Origin of the sequence: Massilia varians (genome assembly GCF_027923905.1) — a bacterium.
GTDB lineage: Bacteria > Pseudomonadota > Gammaproteobacteria > Burkholderiales > Burkholderiaceae_D > Telluria > Telluria varians_B.
Genome location: NZ_AP026966.1, coordinates 2852100 through 2872059 on the forward strand (window position 1 = coordinate 2852100; position 19960 = coordinate 2872059).

Consider the following 19960-nt stretch of genomic DNA (forward strand, 5'->3'; position numbering starts at 1 on the left):
GCGACGCTAGCTGCGGTCGGTGCCGGCGGAGCCGCTCATGTTGCCGTCCGCATTGCTGGCCGCATCGTCGGGGAGGCCGCGCGTTGCGCCTCCCGAGGCCTGGGCTTTCCTGCTTGCCTCGATGCCGCCGATGGTGCCGGCGGACGGATCGGTGGCGCTGCCGGCGCCGCTGAGCGGCCGCCCGGGCGCGTTGACGTTGCTGTCGGCCGGCGCCTCGACGATGCCGCCGCCGTGGCCCGCCGCATTCGGCGTGTAGTGTCCCGCGTTGGATTCGCCGGCGCCGGTACCGCTGCCGGGCGGCGGGACCTGGTAGCGCCACACGGCCTCGGCGGACTGCTCGCCGCCGGCGCCGCCGGCGCCCGGCGTGCCGGCTGCGCCCGGCAAGTCGCGGGTGTCTCCCGGGCCTTCACGGCCACCGTCAAGTGCTGGTCCATGCTGGGTGCGTTGTTCGGTGCTCATGGTGGTCTCCTTGTTCGGTTGTCCTTCGTCTCGATCTTAGTCGAGCGGCGACAAGGATGAATAGGCGCACGCTCCGCGCTGCCGTAGGAGGTGTCCGAAGCGGCCCCATAGGGCGCTTCGAGGAGCGGAAGACCATAAAAAAAGCGCCCCCTCGGGAGCGCTTCTTCATCCGGCAAGCACGGCTTACTGGATCTTGGCCTTCTTGACCAGGCTTTCGCGGTACTGCGCCAGCTGGCGCTGCTGCAGCGATTCCGCGACCTGCTGCTTGACTTCGTCCAGGGCCGGGATCTTGGCCTGGCGCACGTCTTCCAGCTTGATCACGTGGAAACCGTACTGGCTCTTGACCGGGGTGTCGGTGATCGCGCCTTTTTGCAGGGCAACCATGGCCTTCGAGAACTCAGGCACGTAGTTGGCCGGGCTTGCCCAGTCCAGGTCGCCGCCATTGGCCGCCGAGCCGTCCTTCGAATGCTGCTTGGCCAGCTCTTCGAACTTGGCGCCGCCCTTCAGCTTGCTGATGATGGACTTGGCTTCGTCTTCGGTCGGAACCAGGATGTGGCGTGCGTGGTATTCCTTGTCGCCCACCTGCGCCTTGTACTTGTCGTACTCGGCCTTGATGTCGGCATCCTTGATCGGGTTCTTCTTGACGTAGTCGGCCAGCATCGCGTTGATGATGATGCTCTGGCGGGCATTGTCGATGGCTGCCTTGACGTCGGCGCGACCGCCGATGCCTTGCTTGTCGGCTTCCTGGATCAGGACTTCGCGGCCGATCAGGTCTTTCTTGATCGCATCGCGCAGCTGTTGCGAATCGGTGGCGCGGCCTTGTGCGACCACTTGCTTGACCAGCTGGTCAACCTTTGCCGCCGGGATGGGCTTGCCATTGACGGTGGCGACGTTCTGCGCAATAGCAGGCGCGGCAACCATGGCGGCCGCGGCCAGGCTGATTGCCAAAGTCAGGCGGGCTGGCTTCAAAATCATTGTTAAGGTCCTATCTAAACACGAAAAAGTTCGCCGCGGGCGGCAAGAACCGGTGCTTGCTGGCACCGGCGGTAGTACATCTTACTGCACCTTTGCCTTTTTGACCATTTGGTCGCGGTAGTCGGCCAGCTTTTTCTGGGCCAGCGCGTCCTGGATCTGCGGCTTGACTTCTTCCAGCGACGGCAGCTTGGCCGCACGGGTGTCGTCCAGCTTGATGACGTGGAAGCCGTTGGCGGTCTTCACCGGCTTCTCGGTGACGCCGCCTTTTTGCAGGCCGGTGAAGCCGGCAGCGAACTCGGGTGGGAAGGAGGACGGGGTCGCCCAGTCCAGGTCGCCGCCGTTGTTGGCGGTGCCGGTGTCCTTCGACTGCTTGGCCAGCTCTTCGAACTTGCTGCCGGACTTGATCTTGGCGATCACGGCGTTGGCGTCGGCTTCGGTATCGAGCAGGATGTGGCGCACGTGGTATTCCTTGTCGCCGGTCTGGGCCTTGAAGCGGTCGTATTCGGCCTTGATTTCGGCGTCGGTGACCGGGTTCTTCTGGATGTAGTCGCGGGCCAGCTGGTTCACGACGATGGCTTGGCGCGCGTTGTCGAGCGCGGCGCGCACGTCCGGCTTCTTGTCGTAGCCCTGCTTGATGGCTTCCTGCATCAGCACTTCGCGGGCGATCATCTCTTCCTTGATGGCCAGGCGCAGCTGCGGCGAATCCTGGCCCTGGCCGGCAGCGACCAGTTGCTTGACTGCTTCGTCGACGCGCGAGGTCGGGATGGCTTTGCCGTTCACGACGGCGAGGTTCTGGGCGAAGGCGGGTGCTGCGGACACGGCGATCAGAGCTAACAGCAGGTGTGCTGGCTTAAGAGTCATTTCTGGAATTCCTGTGGGAGGGATGTGCTTGGACGAGATTTGATTAGTTCTTGTACTTCGAGTTCTGGTACTTAGCGTTACAGATTGTCGGCCACTATTCTTAAAGTAGACTGAAGATGAGCAGGGGCGGTAAGCCACGGGCGGTAGGCCAGGGGCGGTCAGCCCCAGGCAGTATGCCTCAAGCCGGTTCCGAAGGTGCAAGGGCCGTGATGGCCAGGGCATGGATTTCCGCCTTGTTGATCATTTCGTGAACGGCATCATACACAAGACGATGGCGCATGACTAGCGTCTGGCCCTGGAACCTGTCCGACACGATCTTCACGCTGTAATGGCTGCCGCCGGAGGCGGCGCCGGCGTGTCCGGCGTGCAGGTGCGAGTCGTCGGTGATCTCCAGCACGGTCGGGTCGAGTTCGGCCTGCAGGCGCGCGCGCAGGCGTTCGGTACGGTTAGCTTCCATTTTGAGCATCCTCCTGGATATGTTTGGACAGGAACAGCGACTGAATGATGATAAAGGCGAACAGGATGCCGCTGATGCCGAACAGCTTGAAGCTGACCCAGGCTCCGGTGTCGGAGCGGAAGACCACGAAGGCCATCAGGAGGTTCAGCAGGCCGAGCCCGATGAAGAAGGCGATCCACGCATACAGGACCCGGGTCCAGACCGGCTCCGGCAGGTTCATCGCGCCGCCGAGCGCCGAGCGCATCAGGTTCTTGCGGTAGATCAGGTGCGCCAGCAGCAGGGCGACGCCGAAGGCCCAGTACAGGATGGTCGGCTTCCATTTGATGAAGGTGTCGTCGTGGAAGTAGATGGTGGCGCCGCCGGCCACCACCACGACGCCCAGCGACAGCCACAGCATGCCGTCGACCTTGCGCCGGCGCGCGAGCAGATACACGATCTGCAGCACTGTGGCGATGATCGTGACCGCGGTGGCCAGGAGGATCGGCGACTGCGAGGCCGGCACCGCGCCGCCCGAGATCAGGAAACCGAGGTGCTCGGTGACGAGCCCGTGGGCCCATTCCTGGTTGTTCTCGCCGTACTTATAGATCCCGAAGAACAGGATCACCGGCAGCATGTCGAACAAAAACTTAATCATTGCTTCCTCGGACTTTCTTCAAACGGGTTCAAAGCGCATGGCCGCCGAGTTGATGCAGTAGCGCAGGCCGGTCGGCGGCGGGCCGTCCGGGAACACGTGGCCGAGGTGGGCGTCGCAGACGGCGCAGATGATCTCGGTGCGCAGCATGCCGTGGCTGCGGTCTTCCTTCTCGATGACGTTGTCCGGATCGAGGGCGCGGAAGTAGCTGGGCCAGCCGCAGCCGGAATCGAACTTGGCGTCGGATTCGAACAGCGGGGTATCGCAGCAGACACAGTGGTAGATGCCGTGCTCGTGGTGGTCCCAGTACTTGCCGGTGAAGGCGCGCTCGGTGGCGGCGTGGCGGGTCACCTGGTACTGCATCGGGTCCAGCTGGGCGCGCCACTCGGCGTCGCTCTTGCTCACTTTGTCATTCATTGCGGTCTCTCTTGGTTCTGGTGGTTCAGGACGAGCAGCTCACCTCGAGGTGGGCTGCCCAATCGGGCGGCAAGGCCGCATAGGATTCGTTCTCCGGCTGCTCGTCGAAAGGACGCGCCAAGATGGCGAGCAGCTTGTGCACGCCGCTGAAATCGCCGTTCTGGGCCTGTTCGATCGCGGTCTGGGCCAGGTAGTTGCGCAGGACGTATTTTGGATTCGTGCGCTGCATCGCGGCGCGCCGCAGCGCATCCTGGCTGTTCTCCTGACGCAGGCGCGCGCGGTAGCGGCCGGCCCATGCGTCGAAGGCCTCGCGGTCGAGGAACAGGTCGCGCACCGGCGCATCCTGCTCCACGCCGCCTTCGAGCGCCAGGTCGCCCAGGCGGCGGAAGAACAGCGTGAAGTCGGCGTGGTTGGCCTGCAGCAGCTTGAACATGTCGTCGAACAGGGCGCTGTCCTCCTCGCGCGCGTCGAACAGGCCGAGCTTGGCGTGCAGCAGTTCGTCCAGCCTGGCCCCGAAGGCGGGCCGGTAGACGTCCAGCGCTTCCTCGGTGTCCTCAGGCGTGCCGATCAGGGGCAGCAGGGCGTTGCCGAGCGCATAGCAGTTCCAGTGGCCGACCGGCACCTGGTTGGCGTAGGAATAGCGGCCGCCCTGGTCGGTATGGTTGCAGATGTGGTTGGCATCGAAAGCCTCCATGAAGCCGAAGGGGCCGTAGTCGAGCGTCAGGCCGAGGATCGACATATTGTCGGTGTTCATCACACCATGCATGAAGCCGACCGCCTGCCAGCCCGCGATCATGTGGGCGGTGCGGCGCGTGACTTCGGTCAGCAGTTCCTTGTACGGATTGGCGGCGTCCAGCAATTGCGGATACCACCCCTTGATGACGTAATCGGCCAGGATCCGCAGTTCGTCTTGCTTGCCGCGGTAATGCCAGTGCTCGAAGGAGCCGAAGCGCACGAACGTCGGCGCCATGCGGGTGACCACGGCGGCGGTTTCGACGGTTTCGCGCATGACGCGCTGGTGCGAGCCGGTCAGCATCAGGGCGCGGGTGGTCGGGATGCCGAGCGCGGCCATTGCTTCCGAGCACAGGAATTCGCGGATCGAGGAGCGCAGCACCGCGCGCCCGTCGCCCATGCGCGAATAAGGCGTCAGGCCGGCGCCCTTGAGCTGCACTTCCATCGGACCGTCCGGGCCCGGCAGGTCGCCCAGCACGATGGCGCGGCCGTCGCCGAGCTGGCCGGCCCAGACGCCGAACTGGTGGCCGGAATACACCGCCGACAGCGGCTGGGAACGCACCGCCACCTTGTTGCCGGTAAACACGGCGACAAAATCCTCCTGCGCCAGCGCCTGCGGGTCGAGCGCGACCTGCGCGGCCGCGCCGGCGCTCGCAGCGATGAAATAGGGCGACGGCAAGGGCGTCGGCATCAGCCGGGTGTAGAAGGCCGGCGGCAACTCGGCGAAAGAGTTGTTGAACGGGAGTTCGTCGGCAGTGATGGCAGCTCCTTTGCTAGGCGGTCGGCCCGGTTATGCAGGTGAGGTGGTGATTGGCAGGATTCTACCGTACCGGGCCGATTCCATCGGCGCACGCCTGCATCGGCCATGCTGCGGCGCGCAATCGAATTGCGTTGACGACAGCTCCAGCGGGAGTTGAAACTCGACATGAGTTGTTCCACGTACATGGAGACCGGATGAACGCCCCTTGCAATGCCTACCCGCCGAGCCCGCTGATGGGCCAGATGATGGACCAGCCGCTGCTGGTCTCGAGCATTATCACGTTCGCCGCGCGCCACTACGGCGCCAGCGAGGTCGTCTCGCGCCGGGTCGAGGGCGACATCCACCGCTATACCTACCGCGATTGCGAGGCGCGCGCGCGCCGCATGGCGCAGGCCTTGCAGCGGCTGGGCGTGGGCATGGGCGAGCGGGTCGCCACGCTGGCCTGGAACGGCTACCGCCACATGGAGCTGTACTACGCCGTCTCGGGCTCGGGCGCGGTGCTGCATACGATCAACCCGCGCCTGCATCCGGAGCAGATCGCCTACATCGTCAACCATGCCGAGAGCCAGTACCTGTTCTTCGACCTGACTTTCTTGCCTGCGATCGAGGCGATGGCGCGCCACTGCAAGACCATCAAGGGCTATGTGGCCCTGTGCGGGCGCGCGCACATGCCGACGGAGACGACGATCCCGACGCTGCTGTGCTACGAGGACCTGGTCGAGGCGGAGACCGGCGACTATGCCTGGCCACAGTTCGACGAGCGTTCGGCGGCCAGCCTGTGCTACACCTCGGGCACTACCGGCAACCCGAAGGGCGCGCTGTACTCGCACCGCTCGACCGTGCTGCACGCCTATGCGTCGGCGATGCCGAACGCGCTCAACGTGTCGGCCCTGGATACCGTGCTGCCGGTGGTGCCGATGTTCCACGTCAATGCCTGGGGCCTGCCGTATTCGGTGCCGCTGTCGGGCGCGAAGATGGTGTTTCCCGGCCCCGCCCTGGACGGCAAGTCCCTGTACGAGCTGTTCGAGGCCGAAGGCGTGACTTTCTCGGCCGGCGTGCCCACCGTCTGGCTCGGCCTGGTCAACCACGTGCTGCAGAACGGTCTGCGCTTCTCGAGCTTCCGGCGCACCGTGATCGGCGGCTCGGCCTGTCCGCCGGCCATGATGGACGTGTTGATCGACCAGCTCGGCGTCGAGGTGGTGCACGCCTGGGGCATGACCGAGATGTCGCCGCTCGGCACCGCCTGCACCCTGACGGGCAGGCAGCTGGCCCTGCCGGCCGGGGAGCAGCGCGCCGTGCTGCGCAAGCAGGGTCACGCCATCTATGGCGTCGACATGAAGATCGTCGACGACGACGGCAGCGAGCTGCCCTGGGACGGCAGCACCTATGGCCACCTGTTGGTGAAGGGACCGTGGGTGGTGTCGGGCTACTTCCGGGGCGAGGGCGGCGAGGTCTTGCAGGACGGCTGGTTCCCGACCGGCGACGTGGCCACCATCGACCCGGACGGCTACCTGCAGATCACGGACCGCAGCAAGGACGTGATCAAGTCGGGCGGCGAGTGGATCGGCTCGATCGACCTGGAGAACATCGCCATGGCGCATCCGGCCGTGCTGCAGGCGGCCTGCATCGGCGTGGCGCACCCGAAGTGGGCCGAACGGCCGCTGCTGGTGGTGGTGCGGCGTCCCGGCGCCGAGGTCTCGCGTGAGGAGCTGCTGGGCTTCTTCGAGGGCAAGGTGGCCAAGTGGTGGATTCCCGACGACGTGGTCTTCACTGAGGCGCTGCCGGTCGGCGGCACCGGCAAGATCCAGAAGAACAAGCTGCGCGACCTCTACCAGGAGCACCGGTTGCCGACCGCGTGAGGTCTAGGGCGGCGGCACCCGGTTGACCAGCGTCTCGCCGCGCTCGAAGGCGCTGATGCTCTCGATCGTGGTCTGCATGATCTGGCCGATCGCCTCCACGGTGAAGAAGGCCTGGTGGCCGGTGACGATCACGTTCGGGAACGAGACCAGGCGCTGGATCACGTCGTCGCAGATGATGGTGGACGACAGGTCCTGGAAGAACAGGTTCGCTTCCTGCTCGTAGACGTCGATCGCCAGGCCGCCCAGTTGCCCGCTCTTGAGCGCGGCGATGGCGGCCTCGGTATCGACCAGGCCGCCCCGGCTGGTGTTGACCAGGATGCTGCCGCGCTTGAGGCGCGCCAGGTTGACGGCATTGATGATGTAGCGGGTGGCCTCGGTGAGCGGGCAGTGCAGCGACACCACGTCGCTGCGCGCGAGCAGTTCGTCGACCGTGACGTAGCGCCCGCCGGTGTCCTCGAAGGCCCGGCCCGGATAGGGATCGTGGCCCAGGATGGTGCAGCCGAAGCCGGCCATGATGCGGGCGAAGATGAGGCCGATCTTGCCGGTGCCGATCACGCCGATGGTCTTGCCGTGCAGGTCGAAGCCCATCAGGCCCTCGAGGTCGAAATTGCCGTCGCGGGTACGGGCGCTGGCGCGCGCGATCTTGCGGTTCACGCCCAGCAGCAGGCCGACCGCGAACTCGGCGACCGAATGGGGCGAATAGTCGGTGACGCGCACCACCTCGATGCCGAGCTTGCCCGCCGCGGCCACGTCGATCTGGTTGTAGCCGGTGGAGCGGGTCGCCACCAGGCGCGTGCCCTGGCGGGCCAGCACCTCAAGCACCTGCGCGTCGACGCTGTCGTTGACGAACACGCACACCGCCTCGCAGCCCTCGGCCAGGTTCGCGCTCGCCAGGCTCAGGCGGTCTTCGACAAAGCGCAGCTCGTGGCCGGCATCCTGGTTGGCGCGCGCCAGCAGGGTCTTGTCGTAGCGGCGTGCGCTGAATACGGCGGTCTTCATCGCTCCTCCATGCTTGTCGGGTGGGTCCATCCTGCAGTGTACCCGGTCGGCGCATCAGCTGCTGCCCGGCAGGACGTGGCGAAAGCTCGGTTCGATCCCGAGCGCGTGCAGGTGACGCACGATGTCTTCGAGCGTCGCATCCTTCAGCAGCAGGCCGTCGGGCGGCGCCGTCAGCGGGGCGGGCGATGGCGTGCTCGCGCGCGGCGGCGCCAGCGCGGCCAATGCCTCCTCGAACCGGGCCGGCGCGATGCTCTCCAGTCCCTCCAGGAAAGCCAGCTGGGCTGCGGCGGGCGGCGCGACGTCCAGCCCTTCCTCTCCGGCAAACGAAGCGCCCATGCCAGGATGGATGAAGGCGGCCCATCTTCCGGTCGCGCCGTGCAGGCACGGCGGCAGCTCGGCCGTACTGGCGGCGCGTAGCGGCAGCTCCGGGAAGCAGGCGCTGCGCAGCAGGGACAGGAAACGGCGCACCTCGGCCACCGGAACCGCGTCGCGCAGCGACAGCCACAGGCGGAAGGCATCGGCGCCCGTGACGCTCACCGCGGGGGGCGGAAAGCCGAGCTTTTCCTGCAGAGTATTGGCGACCTCGCACAGCTGGGTCCAGTGGCGGCCCTGGTCGTCCGGCGCGCGCGGGAAGTCGATGACGATGGCGCGCGTCAGGCCGTCTTCGGAGACCAGCGGCGTGCCGGCCGGGGCTTGGCCGGCTTCGAGGCCGGGCATGAGGTAGAGCCGGGTCAATTGTGCGATCAGTTTTTCCATGGTCGGTGCGATGCAAGGGCGTGAGGCGCGTATTCTGGCACATCCGGCGCTGCCCGAAATAATACGAACGTTCTTTTAGTTCAGGTATAGTTAAAAAATTCCGCCAGGCTGGAGCCTGGGTACTGACAAGGAGAAGAAGAGACATGAGCGCCGACTACACCGTCCAGGGCAGCGTTGCCGTAGTGAGCCTGAATAATCCGCCGGTCAACGGCCTGGGCCTGGCGACCCGCAGCGCCGCCGTCGCCGCGATCGAGCGGGCCGAAGCCGACCCGGCCGTCACGGCCATCGTCCTGACCGGCGCCGGCAAGGCCTTCTCGGGCGGCGCCGATATCCGCGAGTTCAATTCGCCCAAGGCCCTGACCGAGCCGACCCTGCACAGCCTGATCCGGGTGGTGGAAAACTGCAGCAAGCCGGTGGTGGCCGCGATCCACAGCGTCTGCATGGGCGGCGGCCTGGAGCTGGCGCTGGGCTGCAATTACCGCGTCGCATTGCCGGGCGCCCAGATCGCGCTCCCCGAAGTGAAGCTGGGCCTGCTGCCGGGCGCCGGCGGCACCCAGCGCCTGCCGCGCGTGCTGGGCCTGGAAATGGCCCTCGACATGGTGGTGTCCGGCACGCCGGTGCCGTCCGAGAAGCTGGCCGGCACCGCGCTGTTCGACCAGGTCTTCCCCGCGGGAACCGATCTGCTTGCCGCCGCCGTGGAATTCGCGGCCAGGGTCGCCCACGCGCGTCCGCTGCCGAAGGTGCGCGAGCGCGCGGTCGATTACCCGCACCCCGAGGCCTTCATCCAGGCCGCGCGCGAGAAGGTCAAGGCCATGGCCGGGCCGTTCCCGGCGCCGCTCGCGTGCGTCGAGACCGTCGCCGCGTCGGTGAGCAAGCCATTCGAGGAAGGCTTGAGCTTCGAGCGCGAGCGCTTCCTCCACCTGATGCAGACGCCGGAATCGAAGGCCCTGCGCCACGCCTTCATGGCCGAACGCGCGGCCAGCAAGGTGCCGGACGTGCCTGCCGACACCCCGGTGCGGAAAATCGAGCGCGCCGCCGTGGTCGGCGCCGGCACCATGGGCACCGGCATCGCGATGAATTTCGCGAATGCCGGCATCCCGGTGACTATCCTGGAGACGAAGGGCGAAGCGCTGGACAAGGGCTTGGCGACGATCCGCAAGAACTACGAGAACACGGTCAGGAAGGGCAAGCTGACGCAGGAGAAGTGCGAGCAGAGGATCAGCCTGATCACCGGCAGCTTGTCCTATGCCGACATCGCCCAGGCCGACATCGTGATCGAAGCCGTGTTCGAAGACATGGGCGTGAAGGAGTCGGTGTTCCGCCAGCTCGACGAGACCATGAAGCCGGGCGCGATCCTGGCTTCGAATACCTCGACCCTGGACCTGGACCGCATCGCCGCGTCTACCAGCCGCCCGCAGGACGTGATCGGCCTGCATTTCTTCAGTCCGGCCAACGTCATGAAGCTGCTGGAGATCGTGCGCGGCAAGGCGACCGGCAAGGACGTGCTGGCCACCTGCCTGGCCCTGTCGAAGAAAATCAGGAAGACCGGCGTGGTGTCGGGCGTGTGCGACGGCTTCATCGGCAACCGCATGCTGGAGCAGTACCTGCGCCAGGCCTTCTTCCTGCTCGAGGAGGGCGCGCTGCCGGAACAGGTCGATGGCGCGATCGAGCGCTTCGGTTTCGCGATGGGCCCGTTCCGCATGAGCGACCTGGCCGGCAACGACATCGGCTGGTACATCCGCAAGCGCCGCGCCGTCGAGTCGCCCCACATCGCCTATTCGAAGACCGCCGACCTGCTGTGCGAACAGGGGCGCTTCGGCCAGAAGACCGGCGCCGGCTGGTACGACTACCGGGCGGGCGAGCGCAAGGCCATCCCGTCCCCACTCGTGAACGACATGATCGTGCAGCATTCGCGCGACCTCGGCGTGGAGCGGCGCGACATCGCGGACAGTGAAATCGTCGAGCGGCTGGTGTATGCGCTGGTGAACGAAGGCGCGAAGATCCTCGAGGAAGGCATCGCGCTACGCGCCTCGGACATCGACATGGTCTACCTGAGCGGCTACGGCTTCCCGCTGCACCGCGGCGGCCCGATGTTCTACGCCGACAGCGTGGGCCTGCCGCGGGTGCTGGACGCGATCCGCAGGTTTGCGGGCGGACGCCACGGCGAGGCTTGGAAGCCGGCGCCGCTGCTCGAGCGCCTTGCGGCCGAAGGCAAGGGCTTCCAAGCTTGAGCGCGATGAAAACAAAACCGCTTGCCATCGGCGCCGGCATCGCCGTCGCAACCCTTGCCGTTGCCACCTGGGCCAGCCCGCACTGGCAGTTGTACCGCATGTTCTCCGCGGTCGAGGCGCGCGACGCCGCGGCATTATCGCGCTACGTCGACTATCCGAAGCTGCGCGAGAGCGTCAAGCGTCAGGTCATGCAGCGCCTGGGCGCGGACGGCGGGCCTGACGCGCCGGGCGCGAACCCGTTCGCCTCCTTCGGCAGGGCGATGGCGCTGGCGGTGATCGATCCGGTGGTCGACGCCGCGGTCTCGCCGGCCGGCGTGGCCGCGATGCTGGAGGCCGGCGAGATCCGCGTCCAGCCCGAACCGCAAGGACCGCCGCCGGGCGGCGACGCGCCGCGCGAGAAGCTGAACTACGGCCTGTCTTACCGCGACTGGAACCAGGTGCTGGTCGAACGGGTGGACGGTGGCGGCCTGGCCTTCGTGCTCGACCGCCACGGGTTGTGGAACTGGAAGCTGGCGGGAGTCGAGCTGCGCGAAGAGTGATCGTGACGATTGGTGAGTTTATTCGCGCGCCGCGGTGTTAACATCGCTGCCGTTTCCAGCATGCGGAGAGCGTGATGACAGATGTGACGAGGACTGGCCTGGGCCGTACGTGGTGGTTCGTAGGACTGCTGAGCGGGCTCGGCGGCCTGTTGAGCCTGCCCTTGCTGCGTGCGGGCGGGATGGGCTCCCCGCAGGATTGGGCGCAGTGGCTGGTCTACTTTCTTTGCTTCTTTGCCGTCTGGCGCTGCCTGAGCTTCATCGGCTGGTTCGCCGTGCTGCTGATCGCCCCGAAGAGCAAGCTGCTCGACCCGATCAAGCGCTAGGCGCCTGGCCCGCTTCAAAAAAAATGCCGCTGTCTCCAGCGGCATTTTTCGTTCGACTGGCGTGCTATCAGTCGTGCGCGTAGATGTCGTTATCCTTGGTCTCGCGGATGAACAGGCCGCCGATCACGACGGTCGCCAGGGCGATGACGATCGGATACCACAGGCCGTAGTAGATGTCGCCCTTGAAGGCCACCAGGGCGAAGGTCACGGTCGGCAGCATGCCGCCGAACCAGCCGTTGCCGATGTGGTAGGGCAGGGACATCGAGGTGTAGCGGATGCGGGTCGGGAACATCTCCACCAGCATCGCCGCGATCGGGCCGTACACCATGGTCACGTAGAGCACCAGGATGAACAGCAGCAGCACCAGCATCGGCTTGTTCATCGCGGCCGGGTCGGCCTTGTCCGGGTAGCCGGCGGTCTTCAGCGCGCCGGTTACCTGCTTCTTGAGCGCGTCTTCCTGGGCCTTGGAGGCGGCGTCGAAGTTCAGCTTGTCCGGCGTCATGACGGCGTTGAAGGACTGGAAGGTGGCGTCGCCCACCTTGACCGAGGCCACGGTGCCGGCCGGTGCCGGCTGGATGTTGTAGCTCACCGAGGCAGCGGTCAGCATGCGCGTGGCGATGTCGCACGAGGACGGGAATTTCTTGGTGCCGGTCGGGTCCACCTGGAAGTGGCAGGTGGCCGGGTCGGCCACGACCACGACCGGTGCGGTCTGGATCGCGCGTTCGAGGGCCGGGTTGCCGTAGTGGGTGATCGCCTTGAAGATCGGGAAGTAGGTCGCGGCGGCGATGACGCAGCCACCCAGGATGATCCACTTGCGGCCGATCTTGTCCGACAGCGCGCCGAAGAAGATGAAGAAGGGCGTGGCCAGGGCCAGCGCGATCATGATCAGGATGTTCGCGGTCGGCTCGTCGATCTTCAGGGTCTTGGTCAGGAAGAACAGGGCGTAGAACTGGCCGGTGTACCAGACCACGGCCTGGCCCATGGTCAGGCCGGCCAGGGCCAGGAAGGCGACCTTGGCGTTCTTCGGCTTCAGGAAGGCTTCCGACAGCGGGGCCTTCGAGGTCTTGCCTTCGGCTTTCATCTTGGCGAAGGCCGGCGACTCGTTCATCGACAGCCGGATCCACACCGAGATACCCAGCAGGACCACCGAGATCAGGAAGGGAATGCGCCAGCCCCAGGCCTGGAACTCTTCTTCGCCCATGGCGGTGCGGGTGCTCAGGATCACAATCAGCGACAGGAACAGGCCGATCGTCGCGGTGGTCTGGATGTAGGCCGTGAACAGGCCGCGCTTGCCGTGCGGCGCGTGTTCGGCCACGTAGGTGGCGGCGCCGCCATACTCGCCGCCCAGCGCCAGGCCCTGCAGGATGCGCAGCGAGACCAGGATGATCGGGGCCGCGATGCCAATGCTGGCATGGCTCGGCAACAGGCCGACCAGGAAGGTCGAGGCGCCCATGATCAGGATGGTCACCAGGAAGGTATACTTGCGGCCGATCATGTCGCCCAGGCGGCCGAACACCAGCGCGCCGAAGGGGCGCACGATGAAGCCGGCCGCGAAGGCCATCAGGGCGAAGATGAAGGTGGTGGTGGGGTCGCCGATGAAGAATTGCTTGGCGATGATGCTGGCGAGCGAGCCGTACAGGTAGAAGTCGTACCACTCGAACACCGTGCCGAGGGAAGAAGCGAAAATGACTTTCCGCTCTTCCTTGGTGATCCCGGAGGAGGAAGGTGCAGCTTTCCCTCCGGCGGTCATGCCGGGTGTGATTGCCATGTGTGTCTCCGTATAGGTTTTAGTGTCACCGGAATTGCTGATTGTTTGTCAGCTGTCGCGGAGTGTGTTCCGGTTTCCTTACACGATAATTACTCCAAACTTACGCGGAACTTACAGTCGAGCTGTGCAATTGCAGCAAGTTTTCAGCCTCCAGCGTGTTTACACTCTAGCGCTTGAAATGCTGCGCCGCGCAAGTCGACTTGCCAAAATATTTACGAACGACCGTACTGATCATGCTATCCTCGATCATCCCCAAAGAAGGAATCGAAGCATGCTCAAACATATCGTGATGTGGAAGTTGAAGGATGAAGCCGAAGGCGCCGACAAGCTGGCCAACGCGCGCGAGATGAAGCGCCGGCTGGACGAATGCGCGAACATCGTGCCGGGCCAGCTCAAGTTCGAGGTGATGCTGGCCCAGCCCGGCCTGGAAGCGACCTACGACGTGGTGCTGTACTCGGAATTCGCGGACCGGGCTGCGCTGGAGGCCTACATCCACCATCCGACCCACAAGGCGGTGGTGCCCTTCATCGGGGCGGTGCGCGAAGGCAGGCAGTGCATGGATTACGAGATCTGATCGGAGGCCCCACATGCGCACCACCCAGGAACTCTTCTCCCTCCAGAACAAGACCGCCATCGTCACCGGCGGCTCGCGCGGCCTCGGCCTGCAGATGGCCGAAGCCCTCGGCGAGCAGGGCGCCCGCGTCCTCGTCTCCGCGCGCAAGCAGGACGAGCTCGACCAGGCCGTTGCCCACCTGACCGGCCGCGGCATCGACGCCAGCGCCATCGCCGCCGACCTGTCCAGCGAGGACGAGGTCGGGCGCTTCGTGCAGGAAGCGATCGGCCGCCTCGGCCACATCGACATCCTGGTCAACAATGCCGGCGCCAGTTGGGGCGCCCCGGCCGAGGACTATCCGCTCGAAGCCTGGGACAAGGTGATGGACCTGAACGTGCGCAGCATCTTCCTGGTGACCCAGGCGGTCGGCAAGCTGTCCATGATCCCGCGCCGCCACGGCCGCATCATCAGCATCTCGTCGATCGCCGGCCTGGCCGGCAATCCGCCGGGCACCATGCAGACCATCGCCTACAACACCTCCAAGGGCGCGGTCGTGAATTTCACGCGTGCGCTGGCCGGCGAATGGGGCCGCTATGGTATTACCGTGAATTCGATCGCGCCCGGCTTCTTCCCGTCGAAGATGACCAAGGGCGTGCTGGCCGCGTTCGGCGCCGAGAACCTGGCCAAGGACGCGCCCTTGAACCGCCTGGGCGACGACGAGGACCTGAAGGGCGCGGTGGTGCTGTTTGCGTCCGATGCGGGCAAGCACATCACGGGACAGACGCTGGCCGTCGACGGAGGCGTCTCGGCGGTCTGATCGATAACGGGGAGGATACATGAAGGACTTTCGCGGCAAGGTGGCCGTCATCACCGGCGCCGCCAGCGGCCTGGGACGCGAGTTCGCCAATACCGCAGCGAGCCTGGGCATGAAGCTGGTGCTGGCCGACGTGCAGCCCAGGGCGCTCGAGCACGCGACCGAAGAGCTGATGGCAGGCGGCGCCGAGGTGCTGTCGATGGTGTGCGACGTCAGCAAGGCCTCGCACGTGCAGGAACTGGCCGATGCGGCGATCGCGCGCTTCCACCACGTGCACCTGGTGTTCAACAACGCCGGCGTCGGCTGCGGCGGCCTGGTCTGGGAGAACTCGGAACAGGACTGGGATTGGGTGCTCGGCGTGAACCTGATGGGCGTGGTCCATGGGGTGCGCGTCTTCACCCGGGTGATGCTCGAGTGCGCCCGGCGCGATCCCGGTTTCGAAGGCCACATCGTGAACACGGCGTCGATGGCCGGGCTGCTCACGCCGCCGGCCATGGGCGTCTACAACGTGTCCAAGCATGCGGTGGTGGCGCTTACCGAAACCCTGTACCACGACCTGAAGCTGGTCGAGGCGCCGGTCAAGTCCTCGGTGCTGTGTCCCTATTTCGTGCCGACCGGGATCGCGCATTCCCATCGCAACCGGCCCGATGATCTGGCCAGCGACGAGCGCGTCACCGCCAGCCAGGCGGCAGCGCAGCTGCTGACCGAGAAGGCGGTCGGGTCAGGCAAGCTGAGCGCGGCCGACGTGGCGCGCATCGCCTTCGAGGGGATCCGCGAGGAGCGCTTCTATATCTACTCGCATCCGCAGGTGCTCGGCTCGGTCGAAGAGCGCTTCGCGGCGATCGTGCAGGGCCAGCCGCCGGCGGACCCGTACGCGGCGACGCCGCAGATCAGCGCGATGTTGCGGGCTGGCGTGAAGGAGCGGCGCTAGCGCCGTCTCACGCCACCTGGCTGTCCGGCTGCAGCACGCGCTCGTGCAGCTCCGGCTCGCCCTCGCGGTACAGCTTGACCACCGTGGAGGTACGGGTGCCGTAGCCTTCCATCTCGATGCACACCGGCGAGAGCATGCGCTCGACCTCGATCGGCATGCCGGTTTCCGGCAGGCGCAGGTCGGGCGCGCGGGTGGTGTCGGCCAGCATTTCGAAATAGGCGTCTTCCGGCGCCGCCTGGCACAGCAGGCTGGCGAACTGCGCCTTGGTGCGCAGCACCTTGGGCCAGGGCGCGTCCAGCAGGCCGTTCGACATGCCGTAGATGCGGCCCGGCTCGAGCGGCTGGCCGTTGCGCGCGTCCTTGCCACCGCGGTTCGAATACCAGTACAGGGTGTCGCGGTCGCCCAGCACCAGGTTGTAGCCGTTGTAGACGTCGCCGCGCGCCACGATCTCGTCCAGGTAGTCGGCCGCGGATTGCGAACCGGTGAGAAAGCCCGCGACCAGTTCGCCGCGCGAAGGGGCGTGCTCGCGGCGCTCGGCCGGGCCGCGGATGTTGGTCAGGGCGGCGAACTTCGGGCCGTTCGGGCCGTCCGTTGTCACACCCATCCAGCTGCCGCCACCCTGCAGGTCGCGGCCCGCGATCACGTGCGGATGTTCGGGCCAGGGAGCGGCAGGCGTGGCCGGGCGGTCATAGAACTCGTCGCGGTTGGCGCAAGCGATGATGGGCACGCCCGGCAGCACCTGCCAGGCAAGGACGATCAGGCACATGGGTCAGGTCCCCGGTAGGAGGTCGATGAATACTTCGGAGCGGCGTGCTCCCTGGATGAGACCGGCAATACCGGCATCGGCGGCGGCCTGTTCGACGCGCGCGCCGAAGGCCTCGTCCACGCCGGGGTAGACTTCCATCCAGGTCTGCAGGCCGTCGCGCGCCTCCGGCCGGCGCTGCAGCAGTGCGCCGCCGTGCTCGTCACGCGCGCCGGTGAGCCGCAGCTGCATGGCACGCACCCGTGGCGCCAGCGCTAGGGCGTCCTCGATGCGTACCTTGTAATACACGTACAGGTCGATCATGCCTTAGAGCTCGAGCGCGTCGAGGTGGTAGGGCATGTGCTGGAAGGCCAGCGCCGGGCCGCCGGCCGCGCCGTGGCGCACGTCCTCGCCGAGCGCGCCGAGCTTGATCTCGACCAGCAGGTCGGCGCCGCCAAGGCCGTTCGCGGCCGCGTTCACCACCATGCCGCAGGGCTGGCCGGGATCGGCCATGGCGAACACTTCGTCGCCGGCGCGCGCGGCCGGGTTGGCGACCGTGGCCAGCGCCGTACGGCGCTTGAGCTTGCCAAGATACTGGCTGCGCGCGACGATTTCCTGGCCCGGATAGCAGCCCTTCTTGAAGTTCACGCCGCCCAGCAGTTCGAGGTTGACCATCTGGGGCACGAACTGCTCCTGGGTTGCCGCGGTGATCTGCGGCACGCCGGCGTGGATCGCGGCCAGCTGCCAGGCCTGGTTGCCGCCCAGGGCCAGCTCGCCCGCCAGCCCCGGCAGGGCGGAACTCGCGCTCTCGGCCGTGGTCAGCCACAGGTAGCGCGGCGCGCCGAACACGTCCGCCAGGCGGATCACGGTGCCGCAGGGGCCGTCGACCTTGCCGTAGGGCGCGGCCGGCAATTCGGCCACATGACGGCGCAGGGCGCTCTCGCCCTTGGCGCCGCCCAGTCCCAGCACGGCGGCGAACGGGGCCTCGAGCGTGGCGTCGCGCAGCTTGGCCTTGGCGCGCAGCACGAACATGCTCAAGCGCTTCTGCAGGGGCGGCTGGATGGCGCGCGGCAGCTGCAGGTACACGGTATCGGGTTCGGCCGCGGCGCTCCTCCAGTACAGGAAGGTCGCCTGCAGGCGTCCCTTGGGGCTGCAGTAGCCGGCCAGGCGGGCCTCGTCGCGGCCGAGGTGCTCGACGTCGTTGGTCAGCTGGTTGTGCAGGAAACTGGCGGCATCAGGACCTTCGGCGGCGATGATGCCGAGGTCGGTGACCGTGGCCACGAATCCATCGGCCAGCTCGCCGGCGGCCAGGGGACGGCCGAAGTCTTCGACTTGCGAGGCTTCGTCAATATGGAAGCGGGCGCCGAGCGAGGAGAGGGTATCTGTCCAGTTGAGCATAAATCCAGTTAGTATTAGCAATTGAACTGCAAAATAAGCTTTATCATTACGGGCTCATTATAAAGATGTCGGCAAAATCGCGCCGAGGGCGGCCAAACTCACGGTCGAACCCGAGGCGAAAACCACAACAACATATGGCATTCATCAAAAAACTCCTGGTCACCGGCGTCATCGTCTCGGTGGCCGCGGTCGCCGGTTTCTCGTACTGGGCCAAAAGCCCGCTCGACACCGGCGGCAAGCCCGTCGAATTCAGCATCGCCCCGGGCAGCGGGGTCGGCTCGGCCGCCCAGCAGATGGTCAAGGCCGGCGTGCCGGTCAATCCGCAGCTGTTCAACATCCTGGCGCGCGTCACCGGCGAGGCCGGCCGGATCAGGGCCGGCAGCTACGAGCTCAAGCCGGATACCTCGCCGCGCCGCCTCCTGACCCAACTGGTACGCGGCGAGTTCGCGCAGGAAGCCATCACCATCGTCGAAGGCTGGACCTTCCGCCAGATGCGCGCGGCCATCGCCGCCCATCAGCGCCTGCGCCACGACACCGTCAAGCTGTCGGACGAGGAGTTGATGCAGAAGGTGTCGAGCGAGTACAAGGCGCCCGAAGGCCTGTTCTTCCCGGACACCTACCTGTTCGCCAAGGGCTCGTCGGAGCTCGAGATCTACAAGAAGGCCCACCAGGCCATGATGAAGCACCTGCAGACCGCCTGGGAAGGGCGCGACCCCAGCCTGCCGTACAAGACTCCCTATGAAGCCTTGACCATGGCCTCGATCATCGAGAAGGAAACCGGGCAGAAGAGCGAGCGCAACATGATCGCCGGCGTGTTCGTGAATCGCCTGCGCACCGGCATGATGCTGCAGACCGATCCGACCGTGATCTACGGCATGGGCGAGCGTTTCGTCGGCGACATCCGCAAGAAGGACCTGCAGACCGACACCCCTTACAATACCTATATGCGCGCCGGCCTGCCGCCGACCCCGATCGCCCTGCCGGGCCTCCAGTCGCTGCACGCGGCGCTGGCGCCGGCCAAGACCGAGGCCCTGTACTTCGTGGCGCGCGGCGACGGCACCAGCCAGTTCTCGGACAACCTGAACGACCATAACCGGGCGGTCAACCAGTTTCAGCGGCGGATCAACCAATGACGGAGCAGGGCAAGACAGGAACATTCATCACCTTCGAGGGCATCGACGGGGCCGGTAAATCGACCCACATCGGGTTCGTGGCCGACTTCCTGGCGGCGCGCGGCAAGACCGTGGTGTCCACGCGCGAGCCGGGCGGCACGCCGCTGGGCGAAAAACTGCGCGATGTGCTGCTGCACGAGAAGATGCACCTGGAAACCGAGGCGCTCCTGATGTTCGCCAGCCGCCGCGAACACATGGCCCGGGTGATCGAGCCGGCCCTGGCACGCGGCGACTGGGTGCTGTCGGACCGCTTCACCGACGCCAGCTTCGCCTACCAGAGCGGGGGGCGCGGCCTGGACCGGGCCAAGCTCGAAGCGCTGGAACACTGGGTGCACCCGCACCTGCAGCCGGATCTCACCCTGCTGTTCGACGTGCCTCTCGAGGTGGCGCGCCAGCGCCTGGACGCCACCCGCACGCTCGACAAGTTCGAACGCGAGCAGGCCGACTTTTTTGAGAAGTGCCGCAGCGAGTACCTGCGCCGCGCGGCGCAATTCCCGGAGCGCATCGTGGTGGTCGATTCGACCGCGACCATCGACGCCATCCGCGTGCGCCTGGCCGAAGTTTTGGAGAAATTGTTGTGACG

22 protein-coding genes are annotated in these 19960 nt (G+C 66.2%); 9 read left to right on the forward strand and 13 right to left on the reverse strand.

Annotation, left to right across the window (positions count from 1 at the left end; all coding sequences use genetic code 11):
* Nucleotides 1-6: 6 nt before the first annotated feature.
* The 7 genes from MasN3_RS12895 to MasN3_RS12925 all read right to left on the reverse strand — a co-directional run bounded on the left by MasN3_RS12895 (nucleotide 7) and on the right by MasN3_RS12925 (nucleotide 5292).
* A complete protein-coding gene (locus MasN3_RS12895; RefSeq protein ID WP_281907559.1) occupies nucleotides 7-459 on the reverse strand; it encodes a hypothetical protein in 453 nt (150 codons plus the stop codon).
* Between the two features lie 183 nt (nucleotides 460-642).
* Nucleotides 643-1434, reverse strand: coding sequence for a peptidylprolyl isomerase (locus MasN3_RS12900; protein ID WP_281907561.1), 792 nt, complete (start codon nucleotides 1432-1434; stop codon nucleotides 643-645).
* Nucleotides 1435-1515: 81 nt separating this feature from the next.
* On the reverse strand, nucleotides 1516-2295 hold the full coding sequence (locus MasN3_RS12905; RefSeq protein WP_281907562.1) for a peptidylprolyl isomerase: 780 nt from the start codon (nucleotides 2293-2295) through the stop codon (nucleotides 1516-1518).
* Between the two features lie 178 nt (nucleotides 2296-2473).
* Nucleotides 2474-2752: a BolA family protein gene (locus tag MasN3_RS12910; protein ID WP_281907564.1), complete on the reverse strand. Its 279-nt coding sequence runs from the start codon at nucleotides 2750-2752 to the stop codon at nucleotides 2474-2476.
* On the reverse strand, nucleotides 2742-3383 hold the full coding sequence (locus tag MasN3_RS12915) for a septation protein A (protein WP_281914499.1): 642 nt from the start codon (nucleotides 3381-3383) through the stop codon (nucleotides 2742-2744). Before MasN3_RS12915 ends, MasN3_RS12910 begins: the two co-directional genes overlap by 11 nt.
* 21 nt (nucleotides 3384-3404) lie before the next feature.
* Nucleotides 3405-3800, reverse strand: a complete 396-nt coding sequence (gene msrB / locus MasN3_RS12920; RefSeq protein WP_281907566.1) for a peptide-methionine (R)-S-oxide reductase MsrB — start codon at nucleotides 3798-3800, stop codon at nucleotides 3405-3407.
* A 25-nt stretch (nucleotides 3801-3825) separates the two neighbouring features.
* Entirely contained in the window at nucleotides 3826-5292 is a 1467-nt protein-coding gene (locus MasN3_RS12925; protein ID WP_281914500.1) for a protein adenylyltransferase SelO, read from the reverse strand.
* A gap of 194 nt (nucleotides 5293-5486) precedes the next feature.
* On the opposite strand from MasN3_RS12925, the gene MasN3_RS12930 reads away from it, so the two are divergent.
* The gene (locus MasN3_RS12930) at nucleotides 5487-7151 is read left to right on the forward strand and encodes a 3-(methylthio)propionyl-CoA ligase (RefSeq protein WP_281907567.1); all 1665 of its coding nucleotides are present in this window, start codon (nucleotides 5487-5489) and stop codon (nucleotides 7149-7151) included.
* A 3-nt stretch (nucleotides 7152-7154) separates the two neighbouring features.
* On the opposite strand, the gene MasN3_RS12935 is transcribed toward MasN3_RS12930, so the two are convergent.
* Both MasN3_RS12935 and MasN3_RS12940 read right to left on the reverse strand, forming a co-directional pair.
* Nucleotides 7155-8150: a 2-hydroxyacid dehydrogenase gene (locus MasN3_RS12935; RefSeq protein ID WP_281907569.1), complete on the reverse strand. Its 996-nt coding sequence runs from the start codon at nucleotides 8148-8150 to the stop codon at nucleotides 7155-7157.
* 54 nt (nucleotides 8151-8204) lie between these two features.
* The gene (locus MasN3_RS12940) at nucleotides 8205-8906 is read right to left on the reverse strand and encodes a hypothetical protein (RefSeq protein ID WP_281907571.1); all 702 of its coding nucleotides are present in this window, start codon (nucleotides 8904-8906) and stop codon (nucleotides 8205-8207) included.
* A gap of 143 nt (nucleotides 8907-9049) precedes the next feature.
* Here MasN3_RS12940 and MasN3_RS12945 point away from each other — a divergent pair, with 143 nt between their 5' ends.
* The 3 genes from MasN3_RS12945 (at nucleotide 9050) to MasN3_RS12955 (ending at nucleotide 11999) form a co-directional block, all read left to right on the forward strand.
* Nucleotides 9050-11137 (forward strand): 3-hydroxyacyl-CoA dehydrogenase NAD-binding domain-containing protein, encoded by a 2088-nt coding sequence (locus MasN3_RS12945; RefSeq protein WP_281907572.1) that lies wholly within the window; start codon nucleotides 9050-9052, stop codon nucleotides 11135-11137.
* Nucleotides 11138-11142: 5 nt separating this feature from the next.
* Complete coding sequence (locus MasN3_RS12950; protein WP_281907573.1) at nucleotides 11143-11676, forward strand: DUF2939 domain-containing protein; 534 nt, start codon at nucleotides 11143-11145, stop codon at nucleotides 11674-11676.
* Nucleotides 11677-11750: 74 nt separating this feature from the next.
* Nucleotides 11751-11999: a hypothetical protein gene (locus MasN3_RS12955; RefSeq protein WP_281907574.1), complete on the forward strand. Its 249-nt coding sequence runs from the start codon at nucleotides 11751-11753 to the stop codon at nucleotides 11997-11999.
* A 67-nt stretch (nucleotides 12000-12066) separates the two neighbouring features.
* Here MasN3_RS12955 and MasN3_RS12960 read toward each other — a convergent pair whose 3' ends face one another.
* Nucleotides 12067-13767 (reverse strand): MFS transporter, encoded by a 1701-nt coding sequence (locus MasN3_RS12960; protein WP_281907575.1) that lies wholly within the window; start codon nucleotides 13765-13767, stop codon nucleotides 12067-12069.
* Nucleotides 13768-14038: 271 nt separating this feature from the next.
* On the opposite strand from MasN3_RS12960, the gene MasN3_RS12965 reads away from it, so the two are divergent.
* From MasN3_RS12965 to MasN3_RS12975, 3 genes are read left to right on the forward strand one after another with little or no spacing between them, the layout of a single operon-like run.
* Nucleotides 14039-14341, forward strand: coding sequence for a Dabb family protein (locus tag MasN3_RS12965; RefSeq protein ID WP_281907576.1), 303 nt, complete (start codon nucleotides 14039-14041; stop codon nucleotides 14339-14341).
* A gap of 13 nt (nucleotides 14342-14354) precedes the next feature.
* Entirely contained in the window at nucleotides 14355-15137 is a 783-nt protein-coding gene (locus MasN3_RS12970; protein WP_281907577.1) for an SDR family oxidoreductase, read from the forward strand.
* A 19-nt stretch (nucleotides 15138-15156) separates the two neighbouring features.
* Entirely contained in the window at nucleotides 15157-16065 is a 909-nt protein-coding gene (locus MasN3_RS12975) for an SDR family oxidoreductase (RefSeq protein WP_281907579.1), read from the forward strand.
* A gap of 7 nt (nucleotides 16066-16072) precedes the next feature.
* On the opposite strand, the gene MasN3_RS12980 is transcribed toward MasN3_RS12975, so the two are convergent.
* From MasN3_RS12980 to ygfZ, 3 genes are read right to left on the reverse strand one after another with little or no spacing between them, the layout of a single operon-like run.
* On the reverse strand, nucleotides 16073-16831 hold the full coding sequence (locus MasN3_RS12980; RefSeq protein ID WP_281907581.1) for an NRDE family protein: 759 nt from the start codon (nucleotides 16829-16831) through the stop codon (nucleotides 16073-16075).
* A gap of 3 nt (nucleotides 16832-16834) precedes the next feature.
* On the reverse strand, nucleotides 16835-17131 hold the full coding sequence (locus tag MasN3_RS12985) for a DUF4936 family protein (RefSeq protein ID WP_281907582.1): 297 nt from the start codon (nucleotides 17129-17131) through the stop codon (nucleotides 16835-16837).
* Nucleotides 17132-17134: 3 nt separating this feature from the next.
* The gene (gene ygfZ, locus MasN3_RS12990; RefSeq protein WP_281907584.1) at nucleotides 17135-18205 is read right to left on the reverse strand and encodes a CAF17-like 4Fe-4S cluster assembly/insertion protein YgfZ; all 1071 of its coding nucleotides are present in this window, start codon (nucleotides 18203-18205) and stop codon (nucleotides 17135-17137) included.
* Between the two features lie 134 nt (nucleotides 18206-18339).
* On the opposite strand from ygfZ, the gene mltG reads away from it, so the two are divergent.
* Nucleotides 18340-19338 (forward strand): endolytic transglycosylase MltG, encoded by a 999-nt coding sequence (gene mltG, locus MasN3_RS12995; protein WP_281907586.1) that lies wholly within the window; start codon nucleotides 18340-18342, stop codon nucleotides 19336-19338.
* Nucleotides 19335-19958: a dTMP kinase gene (gene tmk, locus MasN3_RS13000; protein ID WP_281907587.1), complete on the forward strand. Its 624-nt coding sequence runs from the start codon at nucleotides 19335-19337 to the stop codon at nucleotides 19956-19958. Before mltG ends, tmk begins: the two co-directional genes overlap by 4 nt.
* Nucleotides 19959-19960 lie beyond the last annotated feature (2 nt).

Excerpts from the sequence above, each read along its gene's own strand:
- MasN3_RS12895 (WP_281907559.1), bottom strand. The coding sequence starts at position 459 with ATGAGCACCGAACAACGCACCCAGCATGGACCAGCACTTGACGGTGGC.
- MasN3_RS12900 (WP_281907561.1), bottom strand. The coding sequence starts at position 1,434 with ATGATTTTGAAGCCAGCCCGCCTGACTTTGGCAATCAGCCTGGCCGCG.
- MasN3_RS12905 (WP_281907562.1), bottom strand. The coding sequence starts at position 2,295 with ATGACTCTTAAGCCAGCACACCTGCTGTTAGCTCTGATCGCCGTGTCC.
- MasN3_RS12910 (WP_281907564.1), bottom strand. The coding sequence starts at position 2,752 with ATGGAAGCTAACCGTACCGAACGCCTGCGCGCGCGCCTGCAGGCCGAA.
- msrB (WP_281907566.1), bottom strand. The coding sequence starts at position 3,800 with ATGAATGACAAAGTGAGCAAGAGCGACGCCGAGTGGCGCGCCCAGCTG.
- MasN3_RS12930 (WP_281907567.1), top strand. The coding sequence starts at position 5,487 with ATGAACGCCCCTTGCAATGCCTACCCGCCGAGCCCGCTGATGGGCCAG.
- MasN3_RS12935 (WP_281907569.1), bottom strand. The coding sequence starts at position 8,150 with ATGAAGACCGCCGTATTCAGCGCACGCCGCTACGACAAGACCCTGCTG.
- MasN3_RS12940 (WP_281907571.1), bottom strand. The coding sequence starts at position 8,906 with ATGGAAAAACTGATCGCACAATTGACCCGGCTCTACCTCATGCCCGGC.
- MasN3_RS12945 (WP_281907572.1), top strand. The coding sequence starts at position 9,050 with ATGAGCGCCGACTACACCGTCCAGGGCAGCGTTGCCGTAGTGAGCCTG.
- MasN3_RS12950 (WP_281907573.1), top strand. The coding sequence starts at position 11,143 with ATGAAAACAAAACCGCTTGCCATCGGCGCCGGCATCGCCGTCGCAACC.
- MasN3_RS12955 (WP_281907574.1), top strand. The coding sequence starts at position 11,751 with ATGACAGATGTGACGAGGACTGGCCTGGGCCGTACGTGGTGGTTCGTA.
- MasN3_RS12960 (WP_281907575.1), bottom strand. The coding sequence starts at position 13,767 with ATGGCAATCACACCCGGCATGACCGCCGGAGGGAAAGCTGCACCTTCC.
- MasN3_RS12965 (WP_281907576.1), top strand. The coding sequence starts at position 14,039 with ATGCTCAAACATATCGTGATGTGGAAGTTGAAGGATGAAGCCGAAGGC.
- MasN3_RS12970 (WP_281907577.1), top strand. The coding sequence starts at position 14,355 with ATGCGCACCACCCAGGAACTCTTCTCCCTCCAGAACAAGACCGCCATC.
- MasN3_RS12975 (WP_281907579.1), top strand. The coding sequence starts at position 15,157 with ATGAAGGACTTTCGCGGCAAGGTGGCCGTCATCACCGGCGCCGCCAGC.
- MasN3_RS12980 (WP_281907581.1), bottom strand. The coding sequence starts at position 16,831 with ATGTGCCTGATCGTCCTTGCCTGGCAGGTGCTGCCGGGCGTGCCCATC.
- MasN3_RS12985 (WP_281907582.1), bottom strand. The coding sequence starts at position 17,131 with ATGATCGACCTGTACGTGTATTACAAGGTACGCATCGAGGACGCCCTA.
- ygfZ (WP_281907584.1), bottom strand. The coding sequence starts at position 18,205 with ATGCTCAACTGGACAGATACCCTCTCCTCGCTCGGCGCCCGCTTCCAT.
- mltG (WP_281907586.1), top strand. The coding sequence starts at position 18,340 with ATGGCATTCATCAAAAAACTCCTGGTCACCGGCGTCATCGTCTCGGTG.
- tmk (WP_281907587.1), top strand. The coding sequence starts at position 19,335 with ATGACGGAGCAGGGCAAGACAGGAACATTCATCACCTTCGAGGGCATC.